Source organism: Campylobacter sp. P091 (genome assembly GCF_002138935.1).
GTDB lineage: Bacteria > Campylobacterota > Campylobacteria > Campylobacterales > Campylobacteraceae > Campylobacter > Campylobacter devanensis.
In genome coordinates this window covers 24,178-48,976 of record NZ_MJKZ01000007.1, presented here as the reverse complement: position 1 = coordinate 48,976, position 24,799 = coordinate 24,178, and the positions used below count along the sequence as shown (strand labels likewise).

General features: G+C 34.6%; 24 protein-coding genes. 10 read left to right on the top strand and 14 right to left on the bottom strand.

Annotated elements, in window-relative coordinates; translation table 11 throughout:
* Positions 1-18: 18 nt before the first annotated feature.
* Genes pstB through CIGNP91_RS07315 form a run of 4 tightly spaced genes read right to left on the bottom strand, consistent with a single transcriptional unit; the run spans position 19 to position 3,267 of the window.
* Positions 19-774, bottom strand: a complete 756-nt coding sequence (gene pstB / locus CIGNP91_RS07330) for a phosphate ABC transporter ATP-binding protein PstB (RefSeq protein WP_086253783.1) — start codon at positions 772-774, stop codon at positions 19-21.
* Complete coding sequence (pstA, locus tag CIGNP91_RS07325; RefSeq protein WP_086243486.1) at positions 771-1,595, bottom strand: phosphate ABC transporter permease PstA; 825 nt, start codon at positions 1,593-1,595, stop codon at positions 771-773. Before pstA ends, pstB begins: the two co-directional genes overlap by 4 nt.
* On the bottom strand, positions 1,592-2,437 hold the full coding sequence (gene pstC / locus CIGNP91_RS07320) for a phosphate ABC transporter permease subunit PstC (protein ID WP_086226862.1): 846 nt from the start codon (positions 2,435-2,437) through the stop codon (positions 1,592-1,594). Before pstC ends, pstA begins: the two co-directional genes overlap by 4 nt.
* Positions 2,437-3,267, bottom strand: coding sequence for a substrate-binding domain-containing protein (locus CIGNP91_RS07315; RefSeq protein WP_086253782.1), 831 nt, complete (start codon positions 3,265-3,267; stop codon positions 2,437-2,439). The genes pstC and CIGNP91_RS07315 overlap by 1 nt, the downstream gene beginning before the upstream one ends.
* A gap of 162 nt (positions 3,268-3,429) precedes the next feature.
* On the opposite strand from CIGNP91_RS07315, the gene CIGNP91_RS07310 reads away from it, so the two are divergent.
* Together CIGNP91_RS07310 and CIGNP91_RS07305 are read left to right on the top strand one after the other, a co-directional pair.
* The gene (locus tag CIGNP91_RS07310) at positions 3,430-4,740 is read left to right on the top strand and encodes an MFS transporter (RefSeq protein WP_086253781.1); all 1,311 of its coding nucleotides are present in this window, start codon (positions 3,430-3,432) and stop codon (positions 4,738-4,740) included.
* Positions 4,724-5,908, top strand: coding sequence for a molybdopterin molybdotransferase MoeA (locus tag CIGNP91_RS07305; RefSeq protein ID WP_086253780.1), 1,185 nt, complete (start codon positions 4,724-4,726; stop codon positions 5,906-5,908). The genes CIGNP91_RS07310 and CIGNP91_RS07305 overlap by 17 nt, the downstream gene beginning before the upstream one ends.
* Here CIGNP91_RS07305 and CIGNP91_RS07300 read toward each other — a convergent pair.
* Positions 5,905-6,588, bottom strand: coding sequence for a hypothetical protein (locus CIGNP91_RS07300; protein WP_086253779.1), 684 nt, complete (start codon positions 6,586-6,588; stop codon positions 5,905-5,907). The genes CIGNP91_RS07305 and CIGNP91_RS07300 overlap by 4 nt on opposite strands.
* 400 nt (positions 6,589-6,988) lie before the next feature.
* Here CIGNP91_RS07300 and CIGNP91_RS07295 point away from each other — a divergent pair, with 400 nt between their 5' ends.
* From CIGNP91_RS07295 to CIGNP91_RS07265, 7 genes are all read left to right on the top strand, one after another.
* The gene (locus CIGNP91_RS07295; protein ID WP_086225585.1) at positions 6,989-7,345 is read left to right on the top strand and encodes an HMA2 domain-containing protein; all 357 of its coding nucleotides are present in this window, start codon (positions 6,989-6,991) and stop codon (positions 7,343-7,345) included.
* Complete coding sequence (locus CIGNP91_RS07290) at positions 7,342-7,926, top strand: hypothetical protein (protein ID WP_086253778.1); 585 nt, start codon at positions 7,342-7,344, stop codon at positions 7,924-7,926. Before CIGNP91_RS07295 ends, CIGNP91_RS07290 begins: the two co-directional genes overlap by 4 nt.
* Positions 7,927-7,929: 3 nt before the next feature.
* On the top strand, positions 7,930-8,244 hold the full coding sequence (locus CIGNP91_RS07285) for a hypothetical protein (RefSeq protein WP_086232827.1): 315 nt from the start codon (positions 7,930-7,932) through the stop codon (positions 8,242-8,244).
* Positions 8,241-8,600 (top strand): hypothetical protein, encoded by a 360-nt coding sequence (locus tag CIGNP91_RS07280; protein ID WP_086225588.1) that lies wholly within the window; start codon positions 8,241-8,243, stop codon positions 8,598-8,600. The genes CIGNP91_RS07285 and CIGNP91_RS07280 overlap by 4 nt, the downstream gene beginning before the upstream one ends.
* The gene (locus CIGNP91_RS07275; protein ID WP_236845147.1) at positions 8,590-8,898 is read left to right on the top strand and encodes a YtxH domain-containing protein; all 309 of its coding nucleotides are present in this window, start codon (positions 8,590-8,592) and stop codon (positions 8,896-8,898) included. Before CIGNP91_RS07280 ends, CIGNP91_RS07275 begins: the two co-directional genes overlap by 11 nt.
* Positions 8,899-8,901: 3 nt before the next feature.
* Positions 8,902-11,010 (top strand): heavy metal translocating P-type ATPase, encoded by a 2,109-nt coding sequence (locus CIGNP91_RS07270; RefSeq protein WP_086253777.1) that lies wholly within the window; start codon positions 8,902-8,904, stop codon positions 11,008-11,010.
* Positions 11,011-11,106: 96 nt separating this feature from the next.
* The gene (locus tag CIGNP91_RS07265; protein WP_086225590.1) at positions 11,107-11,319 is read left to right on the top strand and encodes a hypothetical protein; all 213 of its coding nucleotides are present in this window, start codon (positions 11,107-11,109) and stop codon (positions 11,317-11,319) included.
* A gap of 109 nt (positions 11,320-11,428) precedes the next feature.
* Here the strand turns inward: CIGNP91_RS07265 and ccoS are convergent, their stop codons facing one another.
* Together ccoS and CIGNP91_RS07255 are read right to left on the bottom strand one after the other, a co-directional pair.
* Positions 11,429-11,662 (bottom strand): cbb3-type cytochrome oxidase assembly protein CcoS, encoded by a 234-nt coding sequence (gene ccoS / locus CIGNP91_RS07260; protein WP_086225591.1) that lies wholly within the window; start codon positions 11,660-11,662, stop codon positions 11,429-11,431.
* Between the two features lie 2 nt (positions 11,663-11,664).
* Positions 11,665-14,022: a heavy metal translocating P-type ATPase gene (locus CIGNP91_RS07255; RefSeq protein WP_086253776.1), complete on the bottom strand. Its 2,358-nt coding sequence runs from the start codon at positions 14,020-14,022 to the stop codon at positions 11,665-11,667.
* A gap of 140 nt (positions 14,023-14,162) precedes the next feature.
* Here CIGNP91_RS07255 and CIGNP91_RS07250 point away from each other — a divergent pair, with 140 nt between their 5' ends.
* Positions 14,163-15,092, top strand: coding sequence for a ribose-phosphate pyrophosphokinase (locus CIGNP91_RS07250; protein ID WP_086226873.1), 930 nt, complete (start codon positions 14,163-14,165; stop codon positions 15,090-15,092).
* A 136-nt stretch (positions 15,093-15,228) separates the two neighbouring features.
* Here CIGNP91_RS07250 and CIGNP91_RS07245 read toward each other — a convergent pair whose 3' ends face one another.
* From CIGNP91_RS07245 to topA, 7 genes are all read right to left on the bottom strand, one after another.
* Positions 15,229-16,431 (bottom strand): type II secretion system F family protein, encoded by a 1,203-nt coding sequence (locus CIGNP91_RS07245; RefSeq protein ID WP_086253775.1) that lies wholly within the window; start codon positions 16,429-16,431, stop codon positions 15,229-15,231.
* Positions 16,432-16,443: 12 nt separating this feature from the next.
* On the bottom strand, positions 16,444-17,967 hold the full coding sequence (locus tag CIGNP91_RS07240; protein WP_086253774.1) for a GspE/PulE family protein: 1,524 nt from the start codon (positions 17,965-17,967) through the stop codon (positions 16,444-16,446).
* A 570-nt stretch (positions 17,968-18,537) separates the two neighbouring features.
* The gene (locus CIGNP91_RS07235; protein ID WP_236848386.1) at positions 18,538-19,377 is read right to left on the bottom strand and encodes a 3'(2'),5'-bisphosphate nucleotidase CysQ family protein; all 840 of its coding nucleotides are present in this window, start codon (positions 19,375-19,377) and stop codon (positions 18,538-18,540) included.
* Positions 19,352-20,623, bottom strand: coding sequence for a citrate synthase (locus tag CIGNP91_RS07230; RefSeq protein WP_086243497.1), 1,272 nt, complete (start codon positions 20,621-20,623; stop codon positions 19,352-19,354). Before CIGNP91_RS07230 ends, CIGNP91_RS07235 begins: the two co-directional genes overlap by 26 nt.
* Positions 20,624-20,700: 77 nt before the next feature.
* Positions 20,701-21,867: a cation:proton antiporter gene (locus CIGNP91_RS07225; protein WP_086226877.1), complete on the bottom strand. Its 1,167-nt coding sequence runs from the start codon at positions 21,865-21,867 to the stop codon at positions 20,701-20,703.
* Positions 21,848-22,690, bottom strand: a complete 843-nt coding sequence (locus tag CIGNP91_RS07220; protein ID WP_236848385.1) for a biotin synthase — start codon at positions 22,688-22,690, stop codon at positions 21,848-21,850. The genes CIGNP91_RS07225 and CIGNP91_RS07220 overlap by 20 nt, the downstream gene beginning before the upstream one ends.
* A complete protein-coding gene (gene topA / locus CIGNP91_RS07215) occupies positions 22,683-24,767 on the bottom strand; it encodes a type I DNA topoisomerase (protein ID WP_086253773.1) in 2,085 nt (694 codons plus the stop codon). Before topA ends, CIGNP91_RS07220 begins: the two co-directional genes overlap by 8 nt.
* Between the last annotated feature and the right edge of the window lie 32 nt (positions 24,768-24,799).

The window sequence follows — 24,799 nt, the reverse complement described above, 5'->3', positions numbered from 1 at the left end:
TACCAAATTATAGCAAACTTACCCAAATTTCCCCATAACATAATCTTGAGTTTTTTTGTTTTTTGGTTTGTTAAATATCTTTTTTGTATCATCATATTCGATCACTTCGCCCATCAAGAAAAATGCCGTTTTATCCGAAATTCTGTGAGCTTGTTGCATATTGTGAGTTACTATTATGATTGTATAATCTTTTTTGAGCTTTAAGACTAACTCTTCTATTTTAGCCGTGGATATAGGATCAAGTGCGCTAGTTGGCTCATCCATTAAGATAACTTCTGGATCTACAGCTAAGGTTCTAGCGATACATAATCTTTGTTGTTGGCCGCCACTAAGCCCTAGGGCAGAGCTATATAATCTATCTTTTAAATCATCCCATAAAGCAGCGTCTTTTAAGCTCTTTTCTACTATGCTATCTAGGGTATCTTTGTCTTTTATGCCATGAGTCTTAGGGCCAAAAGTGATATTATCATATATGCTCATAGCAAATGGATTTGGCTTTTGAAATACCATTCCTACACGCTTTCTAAGCAAATTTATATCATAATCTTTGCTGTAAATATCCCTATCATGAAACAATATCCCCCCTTCAATCTTACAACCCTCTACTAGATCATTTATACGATTAAGGGTTTTGATAAATGTAGATTTACCACACCCACTAGGGCCTATAAAGGCTGTAACTTCGCCTTTGGCAATCTCCATATTGATATTTTTTAATGCGTGAAATGTCCCATAATGTAAATTTAGTTTATTAATATCAAAGCACTTTTTCATTTACTATCCTTTAAAATCTTTTTAGCTACAAAATTTGAGATAAAATTCATAAAAAATACAATAACAATAAGCACCATCGCCGTGCTATAAGCTTCATTTATGTGAAGGCCTTCGCTAGATATAGCATACATATGAACGCTTAAAGTTCGCCCAGAATCTAATGCCCCAGCGATTTGCGCTACACTTCCAGAGGTATAAAGTAGCGCCGCACTCTCACCAACTATCCTACCAATACTTAGGATAACACCGGCTAATATCCCAGCTGTAGCACTAGGCAAGATGATAGCAAATATAGTGCGAAGCTTGCTAGCCCCAAGAGCCAAAGATGCCTCTTTATAACCTATTGGAACAGATTTTAGAGCCTCTTCGCTACTTCTTAAAATAAGCGGTAAAATCATAATACTAAGAGTCAAAACCCCCGCTATAAAGCTAGTTTTAAATCCAAAATATATAACAAAAGCAAGATAACCAAACAACCCATACACAATACTTGGAATTCCCACCAAAGTATCAGAAGTAACCCTAATGAGATTTAAAATTTTGCTATCTTTTTTGCTATATTCATTTAGATAAATCGCCCCAAAAATCCCAAGTGGCATAGCAATAGCCAAAGAGCAAATAACCATATTTATAGTATTTATAAGTGCTGGCATTAAAGAGACATTTGTGCTATTATACTCCCACTCAAAGAGGCTTGGCGAGATATAGATAATACCTTTGATAAAGATAAAAAGCGTAATCCCAAAAAATACAAACAACACGCTAAAAATAGAAAATTTAAGTAAAAATGATAAAAATATAGATAGATAATCCCTACTCACTTTTTACCCCTTTTTAAAGCGCTAAAACTAATATTTATAATCAAAATAAAGACAAAAAGCACAACCGCATTAGCTATCAATACATCTTTATGTAAATCTGCTGCATAGCCCATCTCAAGCACGATATTTGTGGTTAGAGTTCTTACTCCATCACTTAGTGAGTGTGGGATTTGAACCTGGTTTCCTGCTACCATGATAACAGCCATCGCCTCGCCAATAGCTCTACCAACGCCTAAAATCACAGAGGCCAAAATACCGCTTTTAGCTGCTGGGACTATAGCGAAAAAGACAGCTCTTTCAGGTGATGCCCCAAGGGCCAAAGCTCCTTCATAATAGCTCTTAGGTAAAGCCTCAATCGCTGCTTTTGATACTAAGATAATTGTAGGTAAAACCATAATTGCTAAGATCAATGAAGCTGCCAAAATACTCTTTCCAGATACACCATCAAAGATATTAGATACCAAAGGCACCACTATCACAAGCCCAAAAAATCCATAAACAACAGATGGAATAGCACCTAATAGCTCAACGGCTGGCATGATAATCTTTTTTAACCCTTTTGGGCAAAAATATGCCAAATACACAGCACTTAAAACCCCAATAGGCACACCCAAGGCTATAGCCAAAGCCGTTACATATATACTCCCTATAATCATAGGAAATATACCAAAAATCTCCTCATCTGGATACCAATCCATACCAAAAATAAACTCCAAAAAGCCTATTTGTGATATAGTTGCAAAAGCGTTAAAAAACAAAAATAGAGCTATAGCGCCAACAGCAAAGATAGAAAAGCCGGCGCTAAGGGCAAAAAGCCCTTGAAAAAATCTCTCTTTAAGCATTATTTTACTTTTTCCCAAATGGTAATATCGCCTGTAAAGATCTTTTTAACACTATCTTTGCTTAGCGAATCGATTGGATTTGATTTATTTACTATCACAGCTAGTCCATCTAGGGCTAAAACTTGAGTTTTTAAACCTTTTTTTAACTCGCTATCTTTAAATTCTCTTGATACCATTGCGATATCAGCTATTTTTTCTATAGCTGAGTTTATGCCTGTGGTAGAGTCGCTTTGTTGGATCTCTATAGTTGCTTTTGGATTTAGTGATTTATAGCTCTCTTTTAATTTTTCCATTAATGGAGTAATTGAGCTAGACCCAGCAACTACGATCTTACCGCTAGGTTTTTTTGAGCTAAATTCATTATTATATAGTGCGATATAACCAGCTTTTTGGATTATACTTTTAGCTTGATTTGAGCTAGTGTAGCCTAAAAAGTCATTTACTAACTCATTATCACTACTTATAGCTAGATTAAATGGGCGAAAAACTGTGTAAGTTTTGTTATTGATATTTTCTACACTTGGTGCTACGCCATCTATTTTAACAGCTTTTACTGAATCATTTAAAGAGCCAAGCGAGATATAGCCAATAGCGTTTTTTGAGTTTGCAACTGTGGTTATCATAACGCCTGTTGAGTTTGTAACTTCAGCTTTTTTAGAAGTTGCGTCGATTTTTTTCTTACCGACTTGCTCTTTAACATCAAATATATCCACAAATGCGCCCCTTGTACCAGAGCCCATCTCACGAGATATAGGATAGATATTTTCAGCTAATAAATAGCTATTAAGACCAAATAGCACAAATAGTGCAACGAGATATTTTTTAAACATTTTAACTCCTTGAATTTTAAGTTGCGAAATTATAAATAATAGTTGTAAAGTCAAAATGTAAAAAATGTAAATTTATCGTAAAGTTTTTTACAAAATAAATTTAAAAGAGTTTAATATTAATTATGATAAAATTACTCTTTTTTAAATTTAAGGATTTTTTGTATGATAAGATCAGTTTTGCCGCTTGGATTTATCGCAGCTTCTAGGTTTTTTGGGCTTTTTATTATTTTACCTGTTCTTAGTCTTTATGCGCTTGAGCTTGATGGGGCTAATGAGTTTTTAGCTGGGCTTACTATCGGTGCTTATGCTATTACTCAGATGATTTTTCAACTCCCTTTTGGTAGCTTAAGTGATAGATTTGGGCGTAAATTTATGATATTTGTAGGGCTAATTATATTTATAATCGGCTCATTAATTTGTGCTATTTCAACTGATATTTATACAATGCTATTTGGTAGATTGCTCCAAGGTTGCGGTGCTGTGGGTGCTGTAGCAACTGCTATGATAAGCGATCTAGTTAGCGAAGATAAACGCTCCAAAGCTATGGCTATGATGGGTGGGATGATTGGGATTGCTTTTGCTATTTCTATGATTCTTAGTCCGCTTTTAAGCCGTGAATTTGGGCTTTCTAGTCTATTTTATCTATCTATTATAGTAACTATTTTTTGTATATTTTTACTCTTTAGCGCTGTGCCAAAAGAGCCAAAAATTCATCATCACGACCCTAAAATTCCACTTACTAAACTACTTAAGCAAAAAGATCTAGCCATAATGAATTTAACAAATCTAATGCAAAAAATGCTTATGAGCTGTGCCTTTGTAGCTATCCCGATAGTTTTAGTAAAATCCTTCGAATATAGCGGAGATAACTTATGGATTGTCTATTTAATCTCTATGATTTTTGGGTTTTTGGCTATGGGAATGGCAGGATTTTTAGGCGATGGCAAAGGGCATAGCAAAAAGCTTTTATTGATTGGTGTGGTGCTATTTATCATCTCATTTATAGGCTTTGGCGTGGCAAATTCGGCTGCGAGCTTCATCATATTTGTAGTTATATTTTTCATAGGATTTAATATCCATGAGCCAATCATGCAAAGCTGTGCTAGCAAATTTGCCAAATCAAACCAAAGAGGCTCGGCACTTGGTATATTTAACTCATTTGGCTATTTAGGTAGCTTTCTTGGTGGGGCAGTGGGTGGATATCTATTACATAGCTATAATATCACGGCTTTAGCTGTTATTCTAGCTGTAGTCTTGGCTATTTGGCTTTTAATCTTATTTCAATTAAGCGACCCAAGAATATTTCAAATCATACGCCTTAAAAACGCCGATATATCAATATTAGATAGTGTTAATGGTATAGTAGATCGCTACAAACAAAATGGATATAGTGTAGTAAAATTCAACTCTCATATAATAAGCCGTGATGAGGTTATCTCTATTTTAGGAGTAAGCAATGAAGAGCTACAATGAAAATCTCCAAAATTTACTAAATCTCGCCCCAAAATGGGACTTTATAGAGAGAGTTTCGCTTGATAGAGCGCTTGGGAGAATTTTAGCAGATGATATAGTAGCCAAAAGCCCATATCCGGCCTATCCAACTTCAAGTATGGACGGCTATGCTATTAAATTTACAAATCAAAATAACAAAATTAAAGTAATAAACATAGCCCCCGCCGGAAATAGCGATGATATCGCCATATCTGAAAATGAGTGTGTCAAGACTCTTACAGGTGCCTTAGTATGCGATGGAGCCGATACTATCGTGCCTATAGAAAATGTCAAATTAAGTGGTGAGTATATAGAGATTATCAAACCTGTATCGCAAGGATTTGCTATTAGAGAAGTTGGCGAGAGCTATAAAGAATCAGAGCTACTACTAAGCTCTCGCACCAAACTTGGATATTGTGAGCTAGCTCTTTTGGCTGAATTAGGATATAGCTATATCAATGTCTTAGCCCGACCTAGAGTTGCGATATTAAGCACTGGTAGCGAAGTTTTGGATATAGGCCAAACAAAAGAGCATAAAGCTCAAATTTATAGCTCAAATAGCATATCTATCTCATCTTTGCTTAAAGATATGGGATGCGAGCCGATCATCATGCCAATCATCAAAGATGATAAACAAGCGATCCAAACCGCACTCCAAAACGCCCTAATCTCAGCGGATTTCATCATCACCACAGGTGGTGTTAGCGTGGGGGATTTTGACTTTATGCGTGATATTACAAGAGAGTCTAAAATCATCATAGATGGTGCTAGCATCAAGCCTGGTAGGCATATCAAAGTAGCGAAAATCAATGATAAATTTATATTTGCTTTGCCTGGATTTGCCTATTCAGCAATGGTGACTTGTGTGCTGTTTTTTAAAGAGTTTATAGAGCATATCTTTAGGATAGATAAAAAAAATAGATTTAAAGCGATTTTAAAAGATGACTATACCAAAAAATCACCATTTGAAGAGTTTAGTGCCGCTAGTATAACCAACGAAAACGGCACCATCAAAATCTCCACAGCAACCAAAAAATCAGGTAGCTCAGCCATAGTAGGAAATCTCATAAATGGCGGTGTATTGTTAATCTGCCCAAGCGATAAAGATGGTTTAAAAGCTGGTGAAATAGTAGAATATATAGAAATTTAGCCAACCAAAGGGCTAAATTTCAAAACTTCAAAACCATATTTCGCTCCTTCAAAGCCTAAAAATCCTATGGTTCCTTTAATAGATTTATCTATTGAAAGTTTAGCTTTTATATCTTTTTGTCTTAAATGTATATTGATCTCATCGCCATCTTTTAACTTAGCAGCGATACCAAAGTAATTCCCCGCCCTAAACTCATCACAATGCGGATGAGTAAATACCACGGCACTATCATAGCTAGGTATCGCTTCAAGCTCTACTAACTCGCCATTTAATTCTACCTCATCGCCATTTAAATTTACTATTTTAAAGCCAAATTTGCTTTTAAACAGCGACAAAATCGCCTTTACACTACTCTCATTACTCTCAAAAATCTCATCACTAATAACGCAAATATCACAATTTTTAATAAATTCGCAAATAGACGGCAACTCCTCTTCGCCTATATTTGACTCACCACTTAACTCACCACAATCTAGCCCATCCCAAAACTCCCCACCAAAGCTAAACTCCAAACCTATAAGAGCCAAAGCGTAGCTTATAGCACCGATTTCACACTTGATAAAATTCGCATTTATACTATCATCAAGCGGACTAATCACCATAATTTCATCATTTTTAAACTTATCAACAAGCTTAGGAGATTGTAAAGATAGCTTACTAGCAAGGCTTAAAATTTTCATCTATGATCCTTTAAAATTTGATTAATTATATCAAATTTGAATTAAGTAGGGCTTTAATTTTCTCACTTAAAAAGCCTTGATTTTAGCTCTTAAAGGCAATTATTATTCTAAATTCTTATAAATTTCAATCTTATTTTAATCGCAGCTGATTTTATAATAACAAAATCTGAATTTAATCTTAATAAATTATAATATTTGGATATTATCAAAATATATATGATAATGATTTTACAAATATAGTTAAGAAAATTGCGAATTTATCAAATTTTCTTATTAAAATATACTAAATTTATTGATTTAATGGTATGAAAATCAATATCAATATATAAAAATTTAAGTTAAGATTTATAATCATTTATATATAATTTTGTCAAATTTAATATCAAAATTGAGTAATTTTATGGATATAAATAGCCAAATTTCACTAAATAATTTAGAGATAAAACCAAGCGATTTAGAGCTTTTGGGTGATTATTTTAGCATTATTCATCACACACCTGGTAGAATTAGGCTACGAGCTAGTCTAAAGCTTAAAAACCTAGCCCAACAAAGCAAAATAGAAGCTAAAGAATTAATAGATAAACTAAATCAAATTCCACTAATCAAAGAGATTAAATTTAATAAATTAATCGGCTCTTTAACCTTGCATTATGATAAAGATATGCTTGAGCCAAGTCTATGGGAGGATGCTATAAATGGGCGCAATCTAGATAAAATTGCTATGATAATAAATAAAAATCTAAAGGATATAAAATGAGCATAGATAATCTTTTAAAAGCGTTAGATGATGAGTATAAAGCTTATAGCTTCTACTTTAGCGCTAGTGAATTTGGAGCACCATTTACTAATCTTTTAGAGGCTGAGGCAAATCATATAAATGCTATTATTTTCCATCTAAATGAGCTTGGTGCGCAAATACCGGCAAATCCTTATAGTTTTGCAACCCCTAAAAGCTTTGAAGAAGCAGCTGTTATAGCACTACAAAATGAACAAGCAAATGTAGAACTCTACAATACTCTAGTAACAAACGAAAACGATACACAAATAATAGATACATTTTACAGGCTTCAAGCAGCTAGCTATAATAATCACATTCCATCCTTGCAAAATGCTCTAAATTTAAATCAAAATAACAATCTTTTAGAACAATTAAATCAAGGTAAAACCTTAATAAATGAGACTGCTATAATGGTGAATAAATTAAAAGATGGCTCACTAGGCCAGGATGAATTAGAGGGATTTTTAGGTAAATTAAATTACAGCTTAGTTGGAGGTGCGATTATTGGCGCTTTTGGCGTGATTATCGTAAATGAATTACTAAATAAAAATAAGGAGTAAAATATGGCATTACCATTTATCGCTGGAATTGCATTAGGTGCTGGAATTGCATTTGCGTTTAGCAAAAGAGATGAGATAGCAAAATCATTTAAAAGCTTAAATTTAGACAAAAAATTCCAAGATGGCATAACTGCTAGCAAAGCTACTATAACAAACATTAAAGAAAAAGTTCAAGACAAACCAGCAAGAAAAAAACCAGGCCGCAAACCAAAAGCAAAAATAGAAACTCAAGAGACTCCAAACTCTCAAGATGAGTCAAACCTAAAATCAGCTACCAATCTAAATTTAGAAAATAGCAATCCAAGGATTAATCAATGATAAACACAGGTGCACCTCGTTCAGTGAGCGGACATGCAGTTAGTGGAGCAATTTTGGCACTTATGGCAAGCGGTGCATACCAATATGCTAAATTAAAAGATGGTCAAATCACTCAAGATGAAGCTATTAAAACTACAATAAAATCAACACTTGAAGGTGCTGCAATTGGAGCATGTGCTATTGCCGCATCAAACACCATTGGCAATCCAAATAAAAGCACCTCAACTAAAATAGTAGAAGCTGCTACATATATTGCAATTGGTGGAGCCTTTGTCTATGGCGTCCAAAATGCATTTAAACCAAAAGAGTGTAAAATATTAAAAAATCAACAAAAAAGGTTAAATAATGATAAATAATAATCCCTATATTAAAAATGTAAATTCAAGCTCAAATCAGTCAAATTTAAATTTTCAAAATACACAAAATAATCAAAATACTCAAAATGGATTTTTAGATGGTATTTTTGGCGCTGGAAATAGTGGCGATTTCTTAAAAGGAGCATTAATTGGCGCAGCTGCTACATATATTTTAACAAATGAAAATGCTCAAAGAGCAATTTTTAAGGGATTTGCTAAAATTTCAACACTATTTGAATGTGGCTTAGAAGAGCTAAAAGAGCGTTATGAAGATGCAAAAGCTGAAGCTAGCGAGTAAGATATGCCTATAAAACTTCTGCACAAAACCAAATCTAGAGCTAGATTTGGCTATGAAGGCAGTGTAGATCCTCTCTTGCTTAGAGTTGCTGTAGACTCTTTGCCAAATGTGATAGATGTACGCATAAATGGGATAATCAAAAGTATAATTATAAGCTATGAAGGCTCATTAGATCAAATTCAAAATCAAATTTCAGATATTTTAAAATCTAATGAAATCAAAAGCCAAAACAAGAGCAAAAAAGATAGCTACATCGCACTAAGAAGCGAAATCCCAAGCTCATCTGAAGTGGTACGTGCTGCTAGTGCTTTAGCTATAGCTCCATTTCTTAGAAGTCCAGGGCTTAGTCTTAGTTTTAGCCTTTTAGCCTCCTTTCCATTGCTAAAAAGCGGATTAAAAGAGACATTTAGCGAAGGCATCACATCTCGTAGCCTTGAAGCTGCAGCCGTAGCAATTTCACTATATTTAAAAGACTATAAGGCAGCAAATTCAACCAATTTTATGCTGACTTTGGGTGAATATATAGAAGAGCTTACAATGTATAAAAGCGATGATCTTATCAAAGAACTAGCTAAACAAAAAGGCGGTATGGCGTGGGTTGAGAGTATAACTGATAGCAAAGTAACACTGCGTCAAATTCCAAGTGATGATATACAAATTGGCGATATTGTAGTAGTAGGTGCTGGCGATACTATATATATAGATGGTCACATCATCGATGGAGAAGCTTTAATAAATCAAATTTCAATGACAGGAGAAGCTACTCCAGCTAGTAAAAGTAGAGGCGATAGAGTTCTAAGTGGTACAATAGTTCAAGAAGGTAAGATTAAAATCTGGGCTGAAGCTGTAGGCGATCACACTGCTACTAATCGCATAAAATCATATATCCAGTCCACACTAGATGAACGCTCAAACCAAGAATTAACTGCTTCAAAAATGGCTGACTCTTTAGTGCCAATTACTCTTAGTCTTGCTGGACTAAGCTATGCTATGACTGGCGAGCTAGTGCGTGCTGCTAGCGTGCTTCAAGCTGATTATTCTTGTGCTTTAAAACTCACTACTCCAGTAGCATTTAAATCAGCTATATCAAGTGCTGCTAAAGAGGGAATCATCGTAAAGGGTGCTAAAAGTTTAGAGAGTCTTCAGCTAAGTGAAATATTTGTCTTTGATAAAACTGGAACGCTAACAAATGGCGATCTAGAAGTATTAAAAGTGCACTCATTTCATCAAGACTGGGATGCTAATCAAGTGTTAAATTTAGCAGCAAGCATTGAAGAACACTACTTTCATCCAGTAGCACAAGCTGTAGTAAGAGCAGCTAAAGAGAATAATTTTGACCATTTTCATCATGATGAGGTAACATTTATAGTAGCTCATGGTGTAAAAAGTGAAGTAGGTAAAAAAAGTGTAGTAATTGGCTCAAGACATTTCTTAGAAGATGATGAGTGTATAAGCTTTAAAGAGCACTCTAAAGAGATAGATGAAATATTAAAAAATGGAGATACGCCTTTATTTATCGGATTTGATGGTAAACTATTAGGAGTTATACTGCTTAAAGATACTATTAGACCAAATTCCAAAGAGGCTCTAAAAAGACTTAAAAAAAGCGGTGTAAAAGAATTTATAATGCTTACTGGAGATAGTAAAAGTAAGGCAAAAGCCATTGCTAAAGAGCTTGGTATAGCAAATTATTATGCAGAGCTGCTACCGACTGACAAAGCTAAAATTCTAGATGAGATTATGCTAGAAGCAGCCAAACATGGTCAAAAAGTTGCTTTTGTAGGTGATGGAATAAATGATGCTCCAGCACTAGTGCGAGCCGATATAGGTATTGGAATGCACAAAGGTGCTGACATAGCCAAAGCTAGCGCAGATATAGTATTGCTAAGAGATGATATTGAGGCTGTAGCAGACGCTAGAGAGCTGGCTATATCTTGTCTATCAAAGGTTAATAATAGCTTTAAGGTCACAGTGGGGGTAAATTCACTCATATTGATACTAGCAAGTTTAGGCAAACTCTCACCTATACAAACTGCCATAGCGCATAACGGTACAACAATAGCTTTATTGTTTAACGCACTTAGGCGAATTCGTATCAAGAGGGATGGATAATGCCAATTTTAATTGCTATAGGAGTAATTGGTAGCCTAGTATTGAGCGTACAAACTAATCTAAGAGCATATAAAAAAATCAAAAATAGGAAAAGAAATGAACGCAGTAAAAGAGCTTAAAAAACCAAAAATTAGCCTAGAGACTAAAAGAGAAATAGCAAAGATTGGTATGAGTAGTAGCCTGCTTTTAACCGCTAGTACGGCACTATTTATGAAAAACAAAACCGCCAAAGCTGTACATATTGTAAGCGGTGTAGCGCTAGTAGGATTTTGCCTATATCACGCATCGCTTTATCCTAAAGGGAAATAAAAATTATCACTAAGTATGAAAGTGTAGTAATATAAAAATTATAACTATGCTTTCATAATACATATAAAATAGCATTATCTTATATTGCCGCTTTGCTTAAACTCAAAAATTAATCTGGTGGCCTATAACCCCTATCTTTATCACGCTTTTTCATTAGATCCTTTTTACGATTTTCTAAATTTATAGCATCATTTAATGCATCTTCACTATCAAATTTAGTACCATCTAAAAATTTTGAATAATCATCAAATTGTCTAGTTTTTACTCCCCACAAAAGTCCAAAAAGCGCAGCAGCACCAAGCAAAGTAGAGATCCCTAGCATTATAGCTATTACACCACTCATTTTTATCCTTTTAATTTGATTTTTGTAGAGTTTAATACCACTATAATGGAGCTAAGCGACATCGATATTGCCGCAAATAGCGGGATAATAAACCCAGCCATAGCTAGTGGAATAGTAAGGGCATTGTATATTAAAGTAAAGCCTAAATTTTGCTTAATAGTTTTAAATGTCAATCTTGAAAGATTAAGCGCTTTTACAAGTGAGCTTAAATTATCATCTAGCAGTACTACATCGCTTCTTTCAACGCTAATTTGCGCTCCACTACCCATACAAATACCCACACTAGCCATACTTAGCGCAACCACATCATTAACCCCATCTCCTACCATAACTACTGGAGTTTTTGCGTTTAATTCCTTAATTATTTGCGATTTTTGCAATGGATCTTTACTAGCATAAAACTCGCTAATTCCTAATCTTTTAGCTATCTTACTAGCAGTAATTTCATTATCTCCAGTTAGCATCACAACTTTATATCCACTATTTTGTAAAGACTTAATCACATCTACAGATTCATCCCTTAATTCATCTTCAAGTTCAAATTTAGCCACAACCTCGCCATCTATAGCAAAATAATAATTAAGCCCATTATCCTCAAACTCCCCAAATCCTAACTTACTCATAAATCGCGAACTACCACCATAAATAGTTAAATCGCCATATTTTGCACTCATTCCTAGACCGCTATAGCTTGTTATATCACTTAAATTTAGCTGTTTATTAATACTAAAATCCCTAATAGCCACACTTACTGGATGAGTAGAAGCAAGAGCTAAAGAGTATAATAAAGATAAATTATACTCTTTTAGTTTTATTGCTTTAATTACACTTAGTTTTGATTTTGATAAAGTACCAGTCTTATCAAAAACTACACAATCACACTTTGCTAAACTCTCAATCACCTTAGCCTCTTTAAAGATTATTCCACCACGCATTGCGCTACCTAAAGCTATTAAAGTAGCTACTGGAGTAGCAAGACTTAAAGCACACGGACAAGCAATGATAATCACACTAATAGCTACTACAATTGCTACACTAATCTCTCCAGAATTAAATAGCCATACCCCAAATGTCCCAAGTCCTAAAAGCAAAATCACTAAAGAGAATTTGGCCGAAATTTGATTAGCTAAAAGCTCTATTTTTGGTTTTTTAAAGCTTGCTTTATTTAAAAGATTTATAATCTTACTAAGAACTGAACTTTTAAAAAGCTCAGTTGCTTCATACTCTACACTTCCATCTATACACATAGCCCCGCTTATGATCTTCTTACCAGGACCAATCAACACCGGCAAGCTCTCTCCGGTAATGCTACTTAAATCAAAGCTACCAGCCCCACTAACTACACTACCATCAATCATCACTCGCTCACCGCTACGCACTTTGATGATATCTCCTAATTTTACATCATTGACATCTTTTAACTCAAATTTATCATTAGATTTTACATAAATTTGATTTACCAAAAGAGAGCCAAGCAAATCAAGAGTATCTATTGATTTTTTCTTGCTAATAACTTCAAGAAATTTACCAATAAATACAAAAGTAATAATCATCGCTACAGAGTCAAAATATACCTCGCCATTTCTACTAAGCATCGCATATACCGAATAAAAATACGCTATACTTGCTCCAGCAGCAATACTTAAATCCATATTGGCTTGGCGATTTTTAATAGCATAATATGCCCCTTTAAAAAACTCACTACCAGTATAAAAAAGTACCGGCGAGGCCAAAATAAACTCTGCAAAATGCAAGATATCTTTTATATCCTTACTCATTCCACTAAAGTATCCGCCATATAAGGCTACAGCCACCCACATAATATTCATCGTACAAAATATCCCTACAAGCATCTTAGCATAAAACTCTCTACGCTTTTGACTTGCTCTTACATCGGCTTTTTGTGGATCATATGGGATTGGAGTATAGCCAATAGAGCTGATTTTATGCAAAATTTGATCTAATGTGATAATGCTATTATCCCATTTTATATGCGCTTTTTGACTGGCTGAATTTAGCGATACTTCTATAATTCCATCGCTTGAGATTAATACTTTTTCATTTAACCATACACAAGCCGAGCAATGAATTCCTTCTATAATCAGATAAATTTCACAAAATCCATCGCTATTTTTGACATAATTTTTATAAAATGTCTCAGTATCAATTTTAGTTAAGTTTGGTGCTTTAAAATGTTTTTGATTGCCTAATTTATCGTAGAATTCAGATAGATTATGAGAATTTAAAAATCCATATACATTCATACATCCATTACAACAAAACTCATGCCCGCTATCATCTTTTATAGCAACACTTTGATCAAACTCACCCTTACAATGTAAACAGATAAAATTTCCCATACTAGCCCTAAATTTTTATAAGATTTTATAATAAATTTACTTACATATCGCTCATAAACTCAAATTTAGCCTACAAAATCCATCTAATTTTTAAGCAAATTTAGGCTAAAATTAACCCTATACTTCCAAAAAGGGCAAAAATGCGTGGATATAAGATTTTTTCTGGGACAGCAAATGTAGAGTTTTCAAAAATGGTGGCTAAATATCTTGGAATTCCGCTTAGCGAAGCTAGTATAAAGAGATTTAGCGATGGAGAGATTAGCGTACAAATAGGCGAAAGTGTGCGAGGTAAAGATGTTTTTATCATTCAGCCAACCTGTGCTCCAGCCAATATAAACCTAATGGAACTACTAATCCTAACTGATGCTCTAAAACGCTCAAGTGCAAGCTCTATAACAGCAGTGGTGCCATACTTTGGCTATGCTAGACAAGATAGAAAAGCTGCTCCAAGAGTACCAATTACAGCAAAATTAGTAGCAAATATGATGCAAACCGCTGGCATAGATAGAGTAGTTACTATGGATCTTCACGCTGGGCAAATTCAAGGATTTTTTGATATTCCAGTAGATAATCTTTATGGAACTATTGTATTTTTAGACTATGTAAAGAGTAAAAATCTTAAAAATCCTATTGTGGCAAGCCCTGATGTGGGTGGCGTAGCACGTGCTAGAAGCCTAGCTAAAAGCTTAAATCTAGATATGGTAATAGTAGATAAACGCCGTGAAAAGGCCAATGAAAGCGAAGTTATGAATATCATAGGCGATGTAAATGGCAAGGATGTAATCTTAATCGATGATATGATCGATACAGCAGGCACAATAGTCAAAGCCGCTGAAGTATTTAAGAAAAATGGCGCCACAAGCGTCATGGCCTTTTGTACTCATCCGGTTTTAAGCGGGCCTGCGTATGATAGGATAAATAGCGGAGTCTTAGATGAGCTAGTAACGACTGATACCATTCCACTCAAAGAGCAAAGCCCATATATCAAGGTCTTAACCACAGCGCCACTATTTGGCGAAGTAATCCGCAGAGTATATCATGATGAAAGCGTAAATAGCCTATTTTCGTAAAAGATTATGGATTTTAATGCAAAAGTCTATCTTTTATCATCTAATTAAATAAAATAGTTTTACTCATTATGATTTAAAATGTATTAGCCTTAAATAAAATATTCAAGGCTAATACATAAAGTATAAGTTAAATAAATCAATACAACCCAGAACCACTAGAGAGTTCCCAAAGTGGCATAAAAATTCCAAGCCCCAAAAGTAGTACTGCCCCAGCTATTGCTATTAGTAAAACTGGCTCTAAACTCCCATTTAACCCATCGATAAGCGTGTCATATTTTTGCTTATAAAACTTTGATACATGAGCAAACATCTCATCAATTACTCCACTTGTTTGTCCAGCCTTTATAATCTGGATAGCTATTTTATCATATAAATGAGCACCTTCAAAAGCCTTGCTAAGCGTCTGCCCGCTATGGATATCCATTGCTACAAAAGTGATTTTACTGCTTATATAACTATTTTCTACAACACCATTTGCGATATTTATAGCCTTATCAATTGACATTCCAGCACTTATCAATCGTGATAAAATCAGACTAAATTTAGTCAATGAACCATATAAAATCAACCCCTTAAGCAATGGAATTTTAAGCAAAAAATTATCAAATTTTATCCTAAATTTAGAGTTAAATCTATAAAAATACCAAATCAAAAATCCAATAAAAATTATCCCAAATAATGCCAAAAATCCATAACCAGCAATAAAACTCTCAAGCCCTAAAAGTATTCTAGTAGCCAGTGGAAGCTCTCCGCCTATAGCTGCAAATACTCCAGCAAATGATGGTACTACCATCACAATTAATAGATTAAACGCTATTATCAAAGAGAGTAAAACTATCATAGGATAACGAAGCGCTCTTTTAAATTTTGCCTTATTTTCTGCCATCTCGTTGAGCATATCACTAAGCATAAAAAGCGCCTCAGGCAACCGTCCGCTATTTTGTCCCAGAGCAAACATCGCTACGCTAACTGCTCCTAGTTCACTTTTAAACCCGCTAAGAGCTTGCTCAAGACTCAGACCAGAGTGTAAATCTGAGCTAATATCATCTAAAATTTTCCTAAGTATAGGGTTATGACACCCTTGCGCCACGCTAGAAAAAGCCTCAAGAACACTTACTCCAGCCTCCATTAAGGTTCCAATCTGCCTAATATAAATAGCTAAAACTCCGCTATCAATCCGCCTAAATTTTGCTACAAACCCAACTTTACTCTCCTCACTAATAGCAATAATCTCGCCGCTTGAAGATAAAATCTCTTTAGCATTTTCTAAATTTGATGCAGTAATAGTACGAGTTATTGTAGCATTATTGGTAATAATTTTAGCATTATATCGTCTCATTGTCTTAACTGATTAAATCAGGCTTAATATCTCTTCAAGACTAGTAACTCCACTATCTACTAGCTCCATAGCGCTTACTTCCATAGGGATAAAACCTTCACGCTTAGCCTCTGCTAGAATAATCCCACTAGACTCGCCACGAGCCATAAGCGAAGCTAAATTTGCACTAATTTCTAAAACCTCACTAATGACAACTCTACCACTATATCCAGTTCCTACACAGTGAGGGCAACCATGAGCCTTATATCGTCCATTCTCAACCATCTCTTTGCAATACAAGCAAAGCTTTCTAGCCAAACGCTGTGCCATAATCGCTATAATAGCACCACTAATAAGATAACGCTCCAACCCCATATCCATCATTCTATCTATAGCACTAATAGCATTATTAGTATGTAATGTACTAAGTACCAAATGGCCAGTAAGAGCTGCACCTACAGCTGTACGCAAACTTTGATAATCCCTAATCTCACCTATCATTATAATATCTGGATCTTGTCGAAGCGCTGAACGCAACGCCTCTTCAAAACTAATTGCGCTTCTATGCCCAACAGCAACTTGCTGAAGATAGCTCATTTGATACTCTACTGGCTCTTCTATGGTAATAATCTTTTTAGTTGGCCCTTTTAGCTCATTAAGTGCTGAGTAAATAGTAGTAGTTTTACCGCTTCCTGTTGGACCAGTAACTAAAATCATTCCATAGTTTTTATAAATCGCACGCTTTAAAGTGCTAAAATTCAACTCATTTAATCCTAAATTTTGCAAATTTACAATCATCTTATGACTATCAAGAATCCTAAGCACTACACTTTGCCCATCAATAATAGGCAAAACTGAAATTCTAAAATCAATACTTCTGCCATTTATATCATATGAAAATCTACCATCTTGTGCTTTTTTATGTTCAGCAATATCTAAATTTGCAAGCAGCTTTAACCTACCAATTAACCCAGCATATATATCACTATCAAATTCAAATAACTCGCATAAAACCCCATCAATACGCACTCTAATCATACAACCAAAACTAGTTGGCTCAATGTGAATATCGCTAGAGTTTAGATCTATAGCACTATTTAACACCCTATCAATAAGCCGTAAAACTGCGCTATCATCATTAGATCCTTTGGAATTGATTTGTACTTTTACCTGTGAAATTATGGCATTTAAACCATAATGAAGCGGAAGTTTAGCAAGTATTCTATCTAGCTTAGCTGGTTGGATGATTAGAGGTTTTATAATTTTATCTTTATAGATATTGCGAAGCCTTAAAAGTGCACTTGTATTAAATGGATTTTTCATAGCAACACTAATGATATTAGCCTCAAATTTAATAGGTAAAATCTCAAATTTAACCATTATATCTAATGGCAAACTATCAGCCAAAGTGTAATCTACCACACTTATATCAGCTATCTCATAGCCAAATTGTTCACTTATAAGCTCACAAATCTCATCTTCGCTTATAGCTAGTTCTTTAGCTGCAGCAGATAGAGTTATGCTAGAGTTTTGCAGCTTTTTTAACATCTCGTTCATAGCGCTCTCTTTAGTTTGAGCTTATTTAGTGTTATTGGCTCATTAGTTAAAAATAAAATTATAAATTTAAGGTTTGATTATATCGATATATACTTTAAACAAATTTAAATTTAGACAACTTTTATTAGGATATTTGTTATGTTTCATTTTTAAAATAAGACATATCATAATCAAAATACAATACAAGTATTTAATACTACAAGCTAATAAAAGAATATCTGCTATTATATAAGGCTATGTCTAAGCCCAGTTGAATTTATCATTTGTTTCAAGCCTTATAGTAACCTCGCAAAAAATGCAAAAACTATTGTAACATAATCTAAAATCTCTATAAGCTCAATCGTCTCTTTTAAAATTTCCATCAATACTCCTTAAATCTAATATATTTAAATATGGAAATTTTTTGATTACTCCATCTTAAATTAGCCCTTTAGAGCCTTTATCCTAAACAAATAGCATAAGATGTTATCAAATATTGTGTTAAAAAGAATTTAAAGATAAAATTATATGGGTAATGTTATTTTTATTAAAAACTATTTATTATAACGATAAATTATTCCATAAATTAGATCAAATAATTTGTAATTTTATATATTCTAGATATCGTTTTAAATTTGACTTTTGACTACGACTCAATGCAATGAAACTATCATTTAATGTAATTTTTTTAGCATAATTTAACGGTTTAAGCGTACTAAGTGAGAGCATAATCCCGCCACTTTGATGCAATAAAAAATCACCCGCAGCCGTATCCCAAATATGCGAACCATAAAATCTTATAAAAACTCCAACTTCTTGGCTTGCTAGTTTGCTAAATTTAATCGCTGAACCAAGCGTAGCTAAATTTAAATTAAACTCTTTAGCAAAATTTTCAATCTGCGTCATATCAGCTGAACGACCGCTAATTAAAATATTTGAACTATCTACATTTAAAGTATTATTTACTAGATTTAGACTTTGTAAATTTTCCTTATATTCCCCTATTTTCTCAAAATTTCTAAATACTGGCGCACCTGCAAAGCTACTATAAATCTCTTTGCTAAGTGGAGTATATATAACTCCTAAAATAGGCCTAGAATGCCAAATTAAAGCTATACAAACGCAGAACTCTCCATTTCTAGCAATAAATTCCTTTGTTCCATCAAGTGGATCAACAAGCCAAAAAAGCGCATCTTCATTTCGCATATGAAAAGGCAAAATACTCTCTTCAGAACATATAGGAATTTGTGTCGATTGCAAGTGGGTAAATATCGCTTGATTTGCTACTAAATCAGCAGTAGTTAAGGGTGAGCTATCACTTTTTAAAGATAGCTCAAATTTATCATAAACAGCTAAAATAGCCTCTCCTGCAGCCAAAGCTGCAGAGATGGCGATGTCGTGAAGCTTACTCAGGTTGAGATGCTGGTCCAACATATAGCTGTCTTGGGCGAACAATTTTAATATTGTCTTGAGATTTTAGCTCCATCCATTGACTTAACCATCCTGGAACTCTACCCATTACAAATATAGCCGCAAACATCTCATTTGGAATTCCTAAAGCTTTTAAAATTACGCCACTATGGAAATCCACATTTGGATATAGATTTCTAGACACGAAATACTCATCATTTAGAGCTATCTCTTCGATTCTAGTAGCGACTTTAATTAGATTGCTATCTATACCAATCTCATCGATTAGTTTATCTCTTAATCCTTTTAAGACTTTGGCTCTTGGGTCAAAGTTTTTATAAACTCTATGTCCAAAGCCCATTAGGCGGAATGGATCGTTTTTGTCTTTTGCTTTTTTGATGAATTCATCAACTCTATCAGGAGTTCCGATCATCTCAAGCTGTCTTATAACGCCTTCATTAGCACCGCCATGAGCATGCCCCCAAAGCGCACCGATACCAGCACTTATACATGAGTATGGATGAGCGTGAGTAGAGCCAACTGTCCTAACAGTCGTAGTAGAGGCATTTTGCTCGTGGTCAGCGTGAAGCATTAAGATCGTATCAAAGGCTTTAACTTCGATTGGTTTTAGATCTACTCTATTGTGTGGGAATGCTCTTAACATATATAAGAAATTCTCTGTAAATCCACGATCAAGATCTGGATATACAGTTGGGAAGCCACGAACATGACGATAATAAAATGCTATCATAGTAGGGATTTTAGCTACCATTCTTTTAGCTAATTCCATATAATCTTTCATATCATCAAAGTTCATATCTCTTTTATAATATGCACTCATAGTAGCTACACTTGCTTGTAAAACTGCCATCGGATGAGCCTTATCAGGGAAACAATCAAATAGTTTTATCATCTTTTCATTTAGATAGCTTCTCTCTTTTAGCTCTTGGCGAAATGCATCTAGCTCCTCTTGACTTGGGAGTTTGCTATTAAATAATAGATATACTAAATCTAAATATCTTTTATTTTCAGCAAGCCATGCTATATCATAGCCTCTATGCATCAAAGTCCCAGCCTCACCATCGATATATGTGATAGCTGAACGACACATTGCGGTACTAGTATAGCCTCTATCAAATGTAAACATACCAGTATCTTTGTATAGATTAGATATATCTATAACGCTAGGTCCTAAAGTACCATCAAGAATAGGAAATTCATAGCTTTTTCCATTTCTATTGTCGGTTAATGTTACTGTGTTACTCATTTTTATCCTTTGATTAAAATTTTTATATCTTATCTAAATTTTATTTAAATTAAATTGCCCTTAAATATCTAACTTAATTATTTAAGGCGAAATTTAAGATAATTTGTAAATTTTATTAATATCATAGACAAAATCACCTCAAAAATACTAGCGATAATAAAAGCAAAATATAGCTCTTTTGCTATATTTCCAGCATTATAAGCTACCGTAGCCACAGCTACTAAAAGCGTAAGTGGCATTGAGAGTGATAAGCCAAAAAGAATACTATCATATAATCCAAAACGCTTTACAAATATCATTGAAGATATCACTCGCACAATAATCATAAATATCATCAATTTCACAGCATTATCAAGCACCCCAGGCACCAAAAGATATTCAAGCTCCACGGTTGTACCAATATAGACAAAAAATATTGGCACCAAGAATCCAAACCCAAAGCTACCTAGCTTATGTGGAAGATCTTTTTTGTGATTAAAAAATGTAGCGATAAAGCTCCCAGCGATAAAAGCCCCAAGGACAATCTCTAAATTCAGATATATCATCACCGCTACAGTACTAAAAAATAGCGCCATAGATAGGCGGATATCCTTTTCACTCTTATCATCGTGAGGCATTAGTAGAATTTTGAGATTTGGATACCACCAAAATAGCACTTCAAGCCCCTTAAATCCAAGCACACAAAGCACAATAAATAGTATAAGATAGTATATACTACTAAATAACTCAATAGAATTACCAAATTCAATATAAGCTGACATAAGGGTTAAAAGAGCAATACTAAGCACCTCACCTATACCACCAGCGATCATAGCGGTATTTAGCCAAGGCTCGTTTTTACCATACTCTTTAAATAGGGTAGATAAAATTCCAACCGACATAAGTGGCACCACCACAATAACCAAAAACGCCGGCGATATAAACGCACTAAAAACCCCAGCTACAATATATAAAATAGTTAGATAAGCAAGAGCTAGCTTTATAATGCTTTTTTCTATTTTAAAAAAAGATTTCAGATCTATCTCAGTCCCAGCCAAAAACATTAGATAAAAAAACCCAACTTCAGCTACTATCTTAAATGGCTCACTATGTGGTATAAAGCCAAAAAACCCAAAGATTATCCCCATCATAATCTCTATAGGGGCGATTGGGATTTTAGAAATTTTAGAAAAATATGGCGATATAAAGATTATAAACGCCAAAACAAGTAAAATAGAAAGTTCATTAATGGCACTGTGTTGCAAACTCAAAGCCTCGTTTTCTAAGCTCTTCTATATCCTTGCTAGCAGCCTCGCCACTAGTAGTTAGATAATCCCCCACGACAATAGCACTAGCTCCATTTTCTAATATCTCATATTGTCTATCGCCAAGGATTACCTCTCTACCGCCAGCTACCATTATTCTAGCATTAGGCAGAGCTTTAGCGCTATCTCTTAATATCTCTAAGGCTTCATCGGCATTAAGCTTTGGCTCTTTGATTTTTAAAGCGGGATTTGGGATAAAGAAATTTATCGGACTAGTAAATGGATTTAGCTCTTTTAGTGAGTTTCTAAAGCTTATTCTATCTTCATTACTCTCTCCAAGACCATAAATCCCGCCACAGCAAAGCTCAAGCCCAGCTCTTTTGGCGTTTAAATTCGTCTCAAATCTCTCATCCCAGCTATGAGTAGAGCAGATTTTAGGGAAGTATTCACGGCTTGTTTCAAGATTGTGATTATAGCTGAAAATTCCAGCATTTTTAAGCTCTTTTAAGCTCTCATAACTCGCACTTCCATTACATGCTATCAGCAGTAGTTCGGGTACCTCTTTTTGTAGGGTTTTGGCAGTTTGGCAGATAAACTCAAGCTTTTTATCATCAAGCCCCCTACCGCTAGTAACTAAGCAAAAGCCAAGAGCTTTATTTGCCTTAGCCATTTTGGCCTCTTTTAAAATTTGCTCTATGCTTTTTTGTTTATATCTATTTATATCAGCTTTTACATGAGCACTTTGAGTACAATACGCACAATCTTCAGGACAGTTGCCACTACTAACATTACATATCGCACATAGCATTACTACTTTATTCATTATTGCTTACCTCTTCTTTAAATTTACATTGTGGGCACTCTTTGAAATTTCCTTTTTTAAGCTCTTTTAAGACCATTTGTGTATTACATTTTGGGCATTTGTCTATAATTGGTTTATATTTGCTTAGAAAATTACATTTTGGATAGTTGGCACAGCCATAGAATTTACCTTTTTTACCAATTCTCTCGACCAATTCTCCACCGCAATCAGGGCATTGAATGCCAATTTTAGATGGCTCTTTTTTCTCAAATTTATTAGAGTTAGCTAGGTTTTTGGTATATTTACATTTTGGGAAATTTAAACAGGCTATAAACTCGCCAAATCTACCCTTTCTTTTAACCAACTCTCCACCGCAATCAGGGCATTTCTCACCTATTGGCTCGGCTACTTTTTGGCTTTTTATATTTGTTTTTCCTTCATCGATCTGTTTGATAAAAGGGTGGTAAAAATTAGATAAAACCTCTTGCCAATCGGCTTTATTTTCGGCTATATCATCAAGCTTTTCTTCCATTTTAGAAGTAAATTCGCTATCTACAATATCTTTAAAATTATCTTCTAATACTGAAGTTATAGTAAATGCTATATCATTTGGGATTAATTGCTTTTTTTCTACTTTGACATAATCACGGCTAGTTAAAAGCGAAATAGTAGGCGCATAAGTGCTAGGTCTGCCAATTCCAAGGCTCTCTAGCTTTTTGACAAGGCCAGCCTCAGAGTAGCGACTAGGTGGCTCGGTTGTGTGTTTGGTGCTTTTGATGCTTTGGATACTCATATTATCATCGATTTTTAAAGGTGGGAGAATTTTATCTTTATCCATATCGCCATAAACTCTATAAAATCCATCGAAAGAAACCTTCTTGCCTAAGAGTTTAAACCCGCAATTTTCGCCCTTTATAATGATATTTTGAATTTCACACAGGCTAGGGCTCATCTGTGAAGCCAAAAATCTGTTATAAATCAATGTGTATAGCTTTAGCATATCTTTATCTAAATATTGTGAGGCAATTTGTGGTGTAAAGCTCAAATTTGTAGGTCTGATCGCCTCGTGAGCCTCTTGGGCGCCTTTGGATTTTGTGATGTAGATATTGGCAGTTTTTGGTAGATATTTTGAACCAAATTCGCTCTTTATAAGCTCCCTAGCAGCGTTTAAAGCTTCTTTGGCTATATTTAGGCTATCTGTTCTCATATAGGTTATAGCACCCATAAAACCGCTATTTGTCTGGACGCCCTCATATAAACTTTGGGCTAACATCATGGTTTTTTTAGGGCTAAAGCCAAGTCTATTTGATGCACTTTGTTGTAGAGTTGAGGTCATAAAAGGTGGTTGGGGATTAGTTTTGCGCTCTTTGGATTCTATGCTTTTGACTTTGAATTTATCATCTTTTATATTATCTAAGATATATTTGGCTCTTTGGGCGTTTGTGATGGTGAGCTTTTCTATCTTTGAGCCTTGAAATTCGATTAACTCAACTTCTAAATCATCTTTAAATTTAGTATCAATGCTAAAATACTCAATAGGCTTAAATTCTCTAATCTCACGCTCTCGATCGACTAGAATTTTAAGCGCTGAGCTTTGGACTCGCCCAGCACTTAAACCTCTTTGAATTTTGATATTTAAAAGCGGACTAAGCTTATAGCCAACAATCCTATCTAATAGCCTTCTTGCTTGTTGGGCATTTACGCTATTCATATCTAATTTTCTAGGATTTGCCAAAGCCGCCTCGATAGCGCCCTTTGTGATTTCGTGAAATACTATTCTAGGTAGAGTTTCGGGCTTTTTGCCAATTGCTGTGGCGATATGATAAGCTATAGCCTCGCCCTCTCTATCCTCATCGGTAGCTAGATAGATGGTATCGGCACTCTTAGCAAGCTCTTTAATCTCTTTTACGATAGCAGAGTGATCATTGCTAATCCTATACTCAGGAGTAAAGTTATCCCCATCTATCTTAATCCCAAAGCTAGATTTAGGCAGATCTCTAATATGCCCCTTACTAGCTATAACCTTATACTCAGAACCTAAGAAATTTTTTATAGTTTTAGCTTTAGCTGGAGATTCAACTATTATTAATTTACTCATATTTCGCCCCAAATTCAGTTAGGCGTAATTTT

Coding starts and splice junctions, on each gene's coding strand:
- CIGNP91_RS07275 (WP_236845147.1), top strand. CDS start 8,590: ATGATAAATAATAATCCCTATATTAAAAATGTAAATTCAAGCTCAAAT.
- CIGNP91_RS07295 (WP_086225585.1), top strand. CDS start 6,989: ATGGATATAAATAGCCAAATTTCACTAAATAATTTAGAGATAAAACCA.
- CIGNP91_RS07250 (WP_086226873.1), top strand. CDS start 14,163: ATGCGTGGATATAAGATTTTTTCTGGGACAGCAAATGTAGAGTTTTCA.
- CIGNP91_RS07315 (WP_086253782.1), bottom strand. CDS start 3,267: ATGTTTAAAAAATATCTCGTTGCACTATTTGTGCTATTTGGTCTTAAT.
- pstC (WP_086226862.1), bottom strand. CDS start 2,437: ATGCTTAAAGAGAGATTTTTTCAAGGGCTTTTTGCCCTTAGCGCCGGC.
- CIGNP91_RS07280 (WP_086225588.1), top strand. CDS start 8,241: ATGATAAACACAGGTGCACCTCGTTCAGTGAGCGGACATGCAGTTAGT.
- CIGNP91_RS07285 (WP_086232827.1), top strand. CDS start 7,930: ATGGCATTACCATTTATCGCTGGAATTGCATTAGGTGCTGGAATTGCA.
- CIGNP91_RS07255 (WP_086253776.1), bottom strand. CDS start 14,022: ATGGGAAATTTTATCTGTTTACATTGTAAGGGTGAGTTTGATCAAAGT.
- CIGNP91_RS07270 (WP_086253777.1), top strand. CDS start 8,902: ATGCCTATAAAACTTCTGCACAAAACCAAATCTAGAGCTAGATTTGGC.
- CIGNP91_RS07240 (WP_086253774.1), bottom strand. CDS start 17,967: ATGAACGAGATGTTAAAAAAGCTGCAAAACTCTAGCATAACTCTATCT.
- CIGNP91_RS07305 (WP_086253780.1), top strand. CDS start 4,724: ATGAAGAGCTACAATGAAAATCTCCAAAATTTACTAAATCTCGCCCCA.
- CIGNP91_RS07290 (WP_086253778.1), top strand. CDS start 7,342: ATGAGCATAGATAATCTTTTAAAAGCGTTAGATGATGAGTATAAAGCT.
- ccoS (WP_086225591.1), bottom strand. CDS start 11,662: ATGAGTGGTGTAATAGCTATAATGCTAGGGATCTCTACTTTGCTTGGT.
- CIGNP91_RS07245 (WP_086253775.1), bottom strand. CDS start 16,431: ATGAGACGATATAATGCTAAAATTATTACCAATAATGCTACAATAACT.
- CIGNP91_RS07230 (WP_086243497.1), bottom strand. CDS start 20,623: ATGAGTAACACAGTAACATTAACCGACAATAGAAATGGAAAAAGCTAT.
- CIGNP91_RS07310 (WP_086253781.1), top strand. CDS start 3,430: ATGATAAGATCAGTTTTGCCGCTTGGATTTATCGCAGCTTCTAGGTTT.
- CIGNP91_RS07300 (WP_086253779.1), bottom strand. CDS start 6,588: ATGAAAATTTTAAGCCTTGCTAGTAAGCTATCTTTACAATCTCCTAAG.
- topA (WP_086253773.1), bottom strand. CDS start 24,767: ATGAGTAAATTAATAATAGTTGAATCTCCAGCTAAAGCTAAAACTATA.
- CIGNP91_RS07265 (WP_086225590.1), top strand. CDS start 11,107: ATGAACGCAGTAAAAGAGCTTAAAAAACCAAAAATTAGCCTAGAGACT.
- pstB (WP_086253783.1), bottom strand. CDS start 774: ATGAAAAAGTGCTTTGATATTAATAAACTAAATTTACATTATGGGACA.
- CIGNP91_RS07220 (WP_236848385.1), bottom strand. CDS start 22,690: ATGAATAAAGTAGTAATGCTATGTGCGATATGTAATGTTAGTAGTGGC.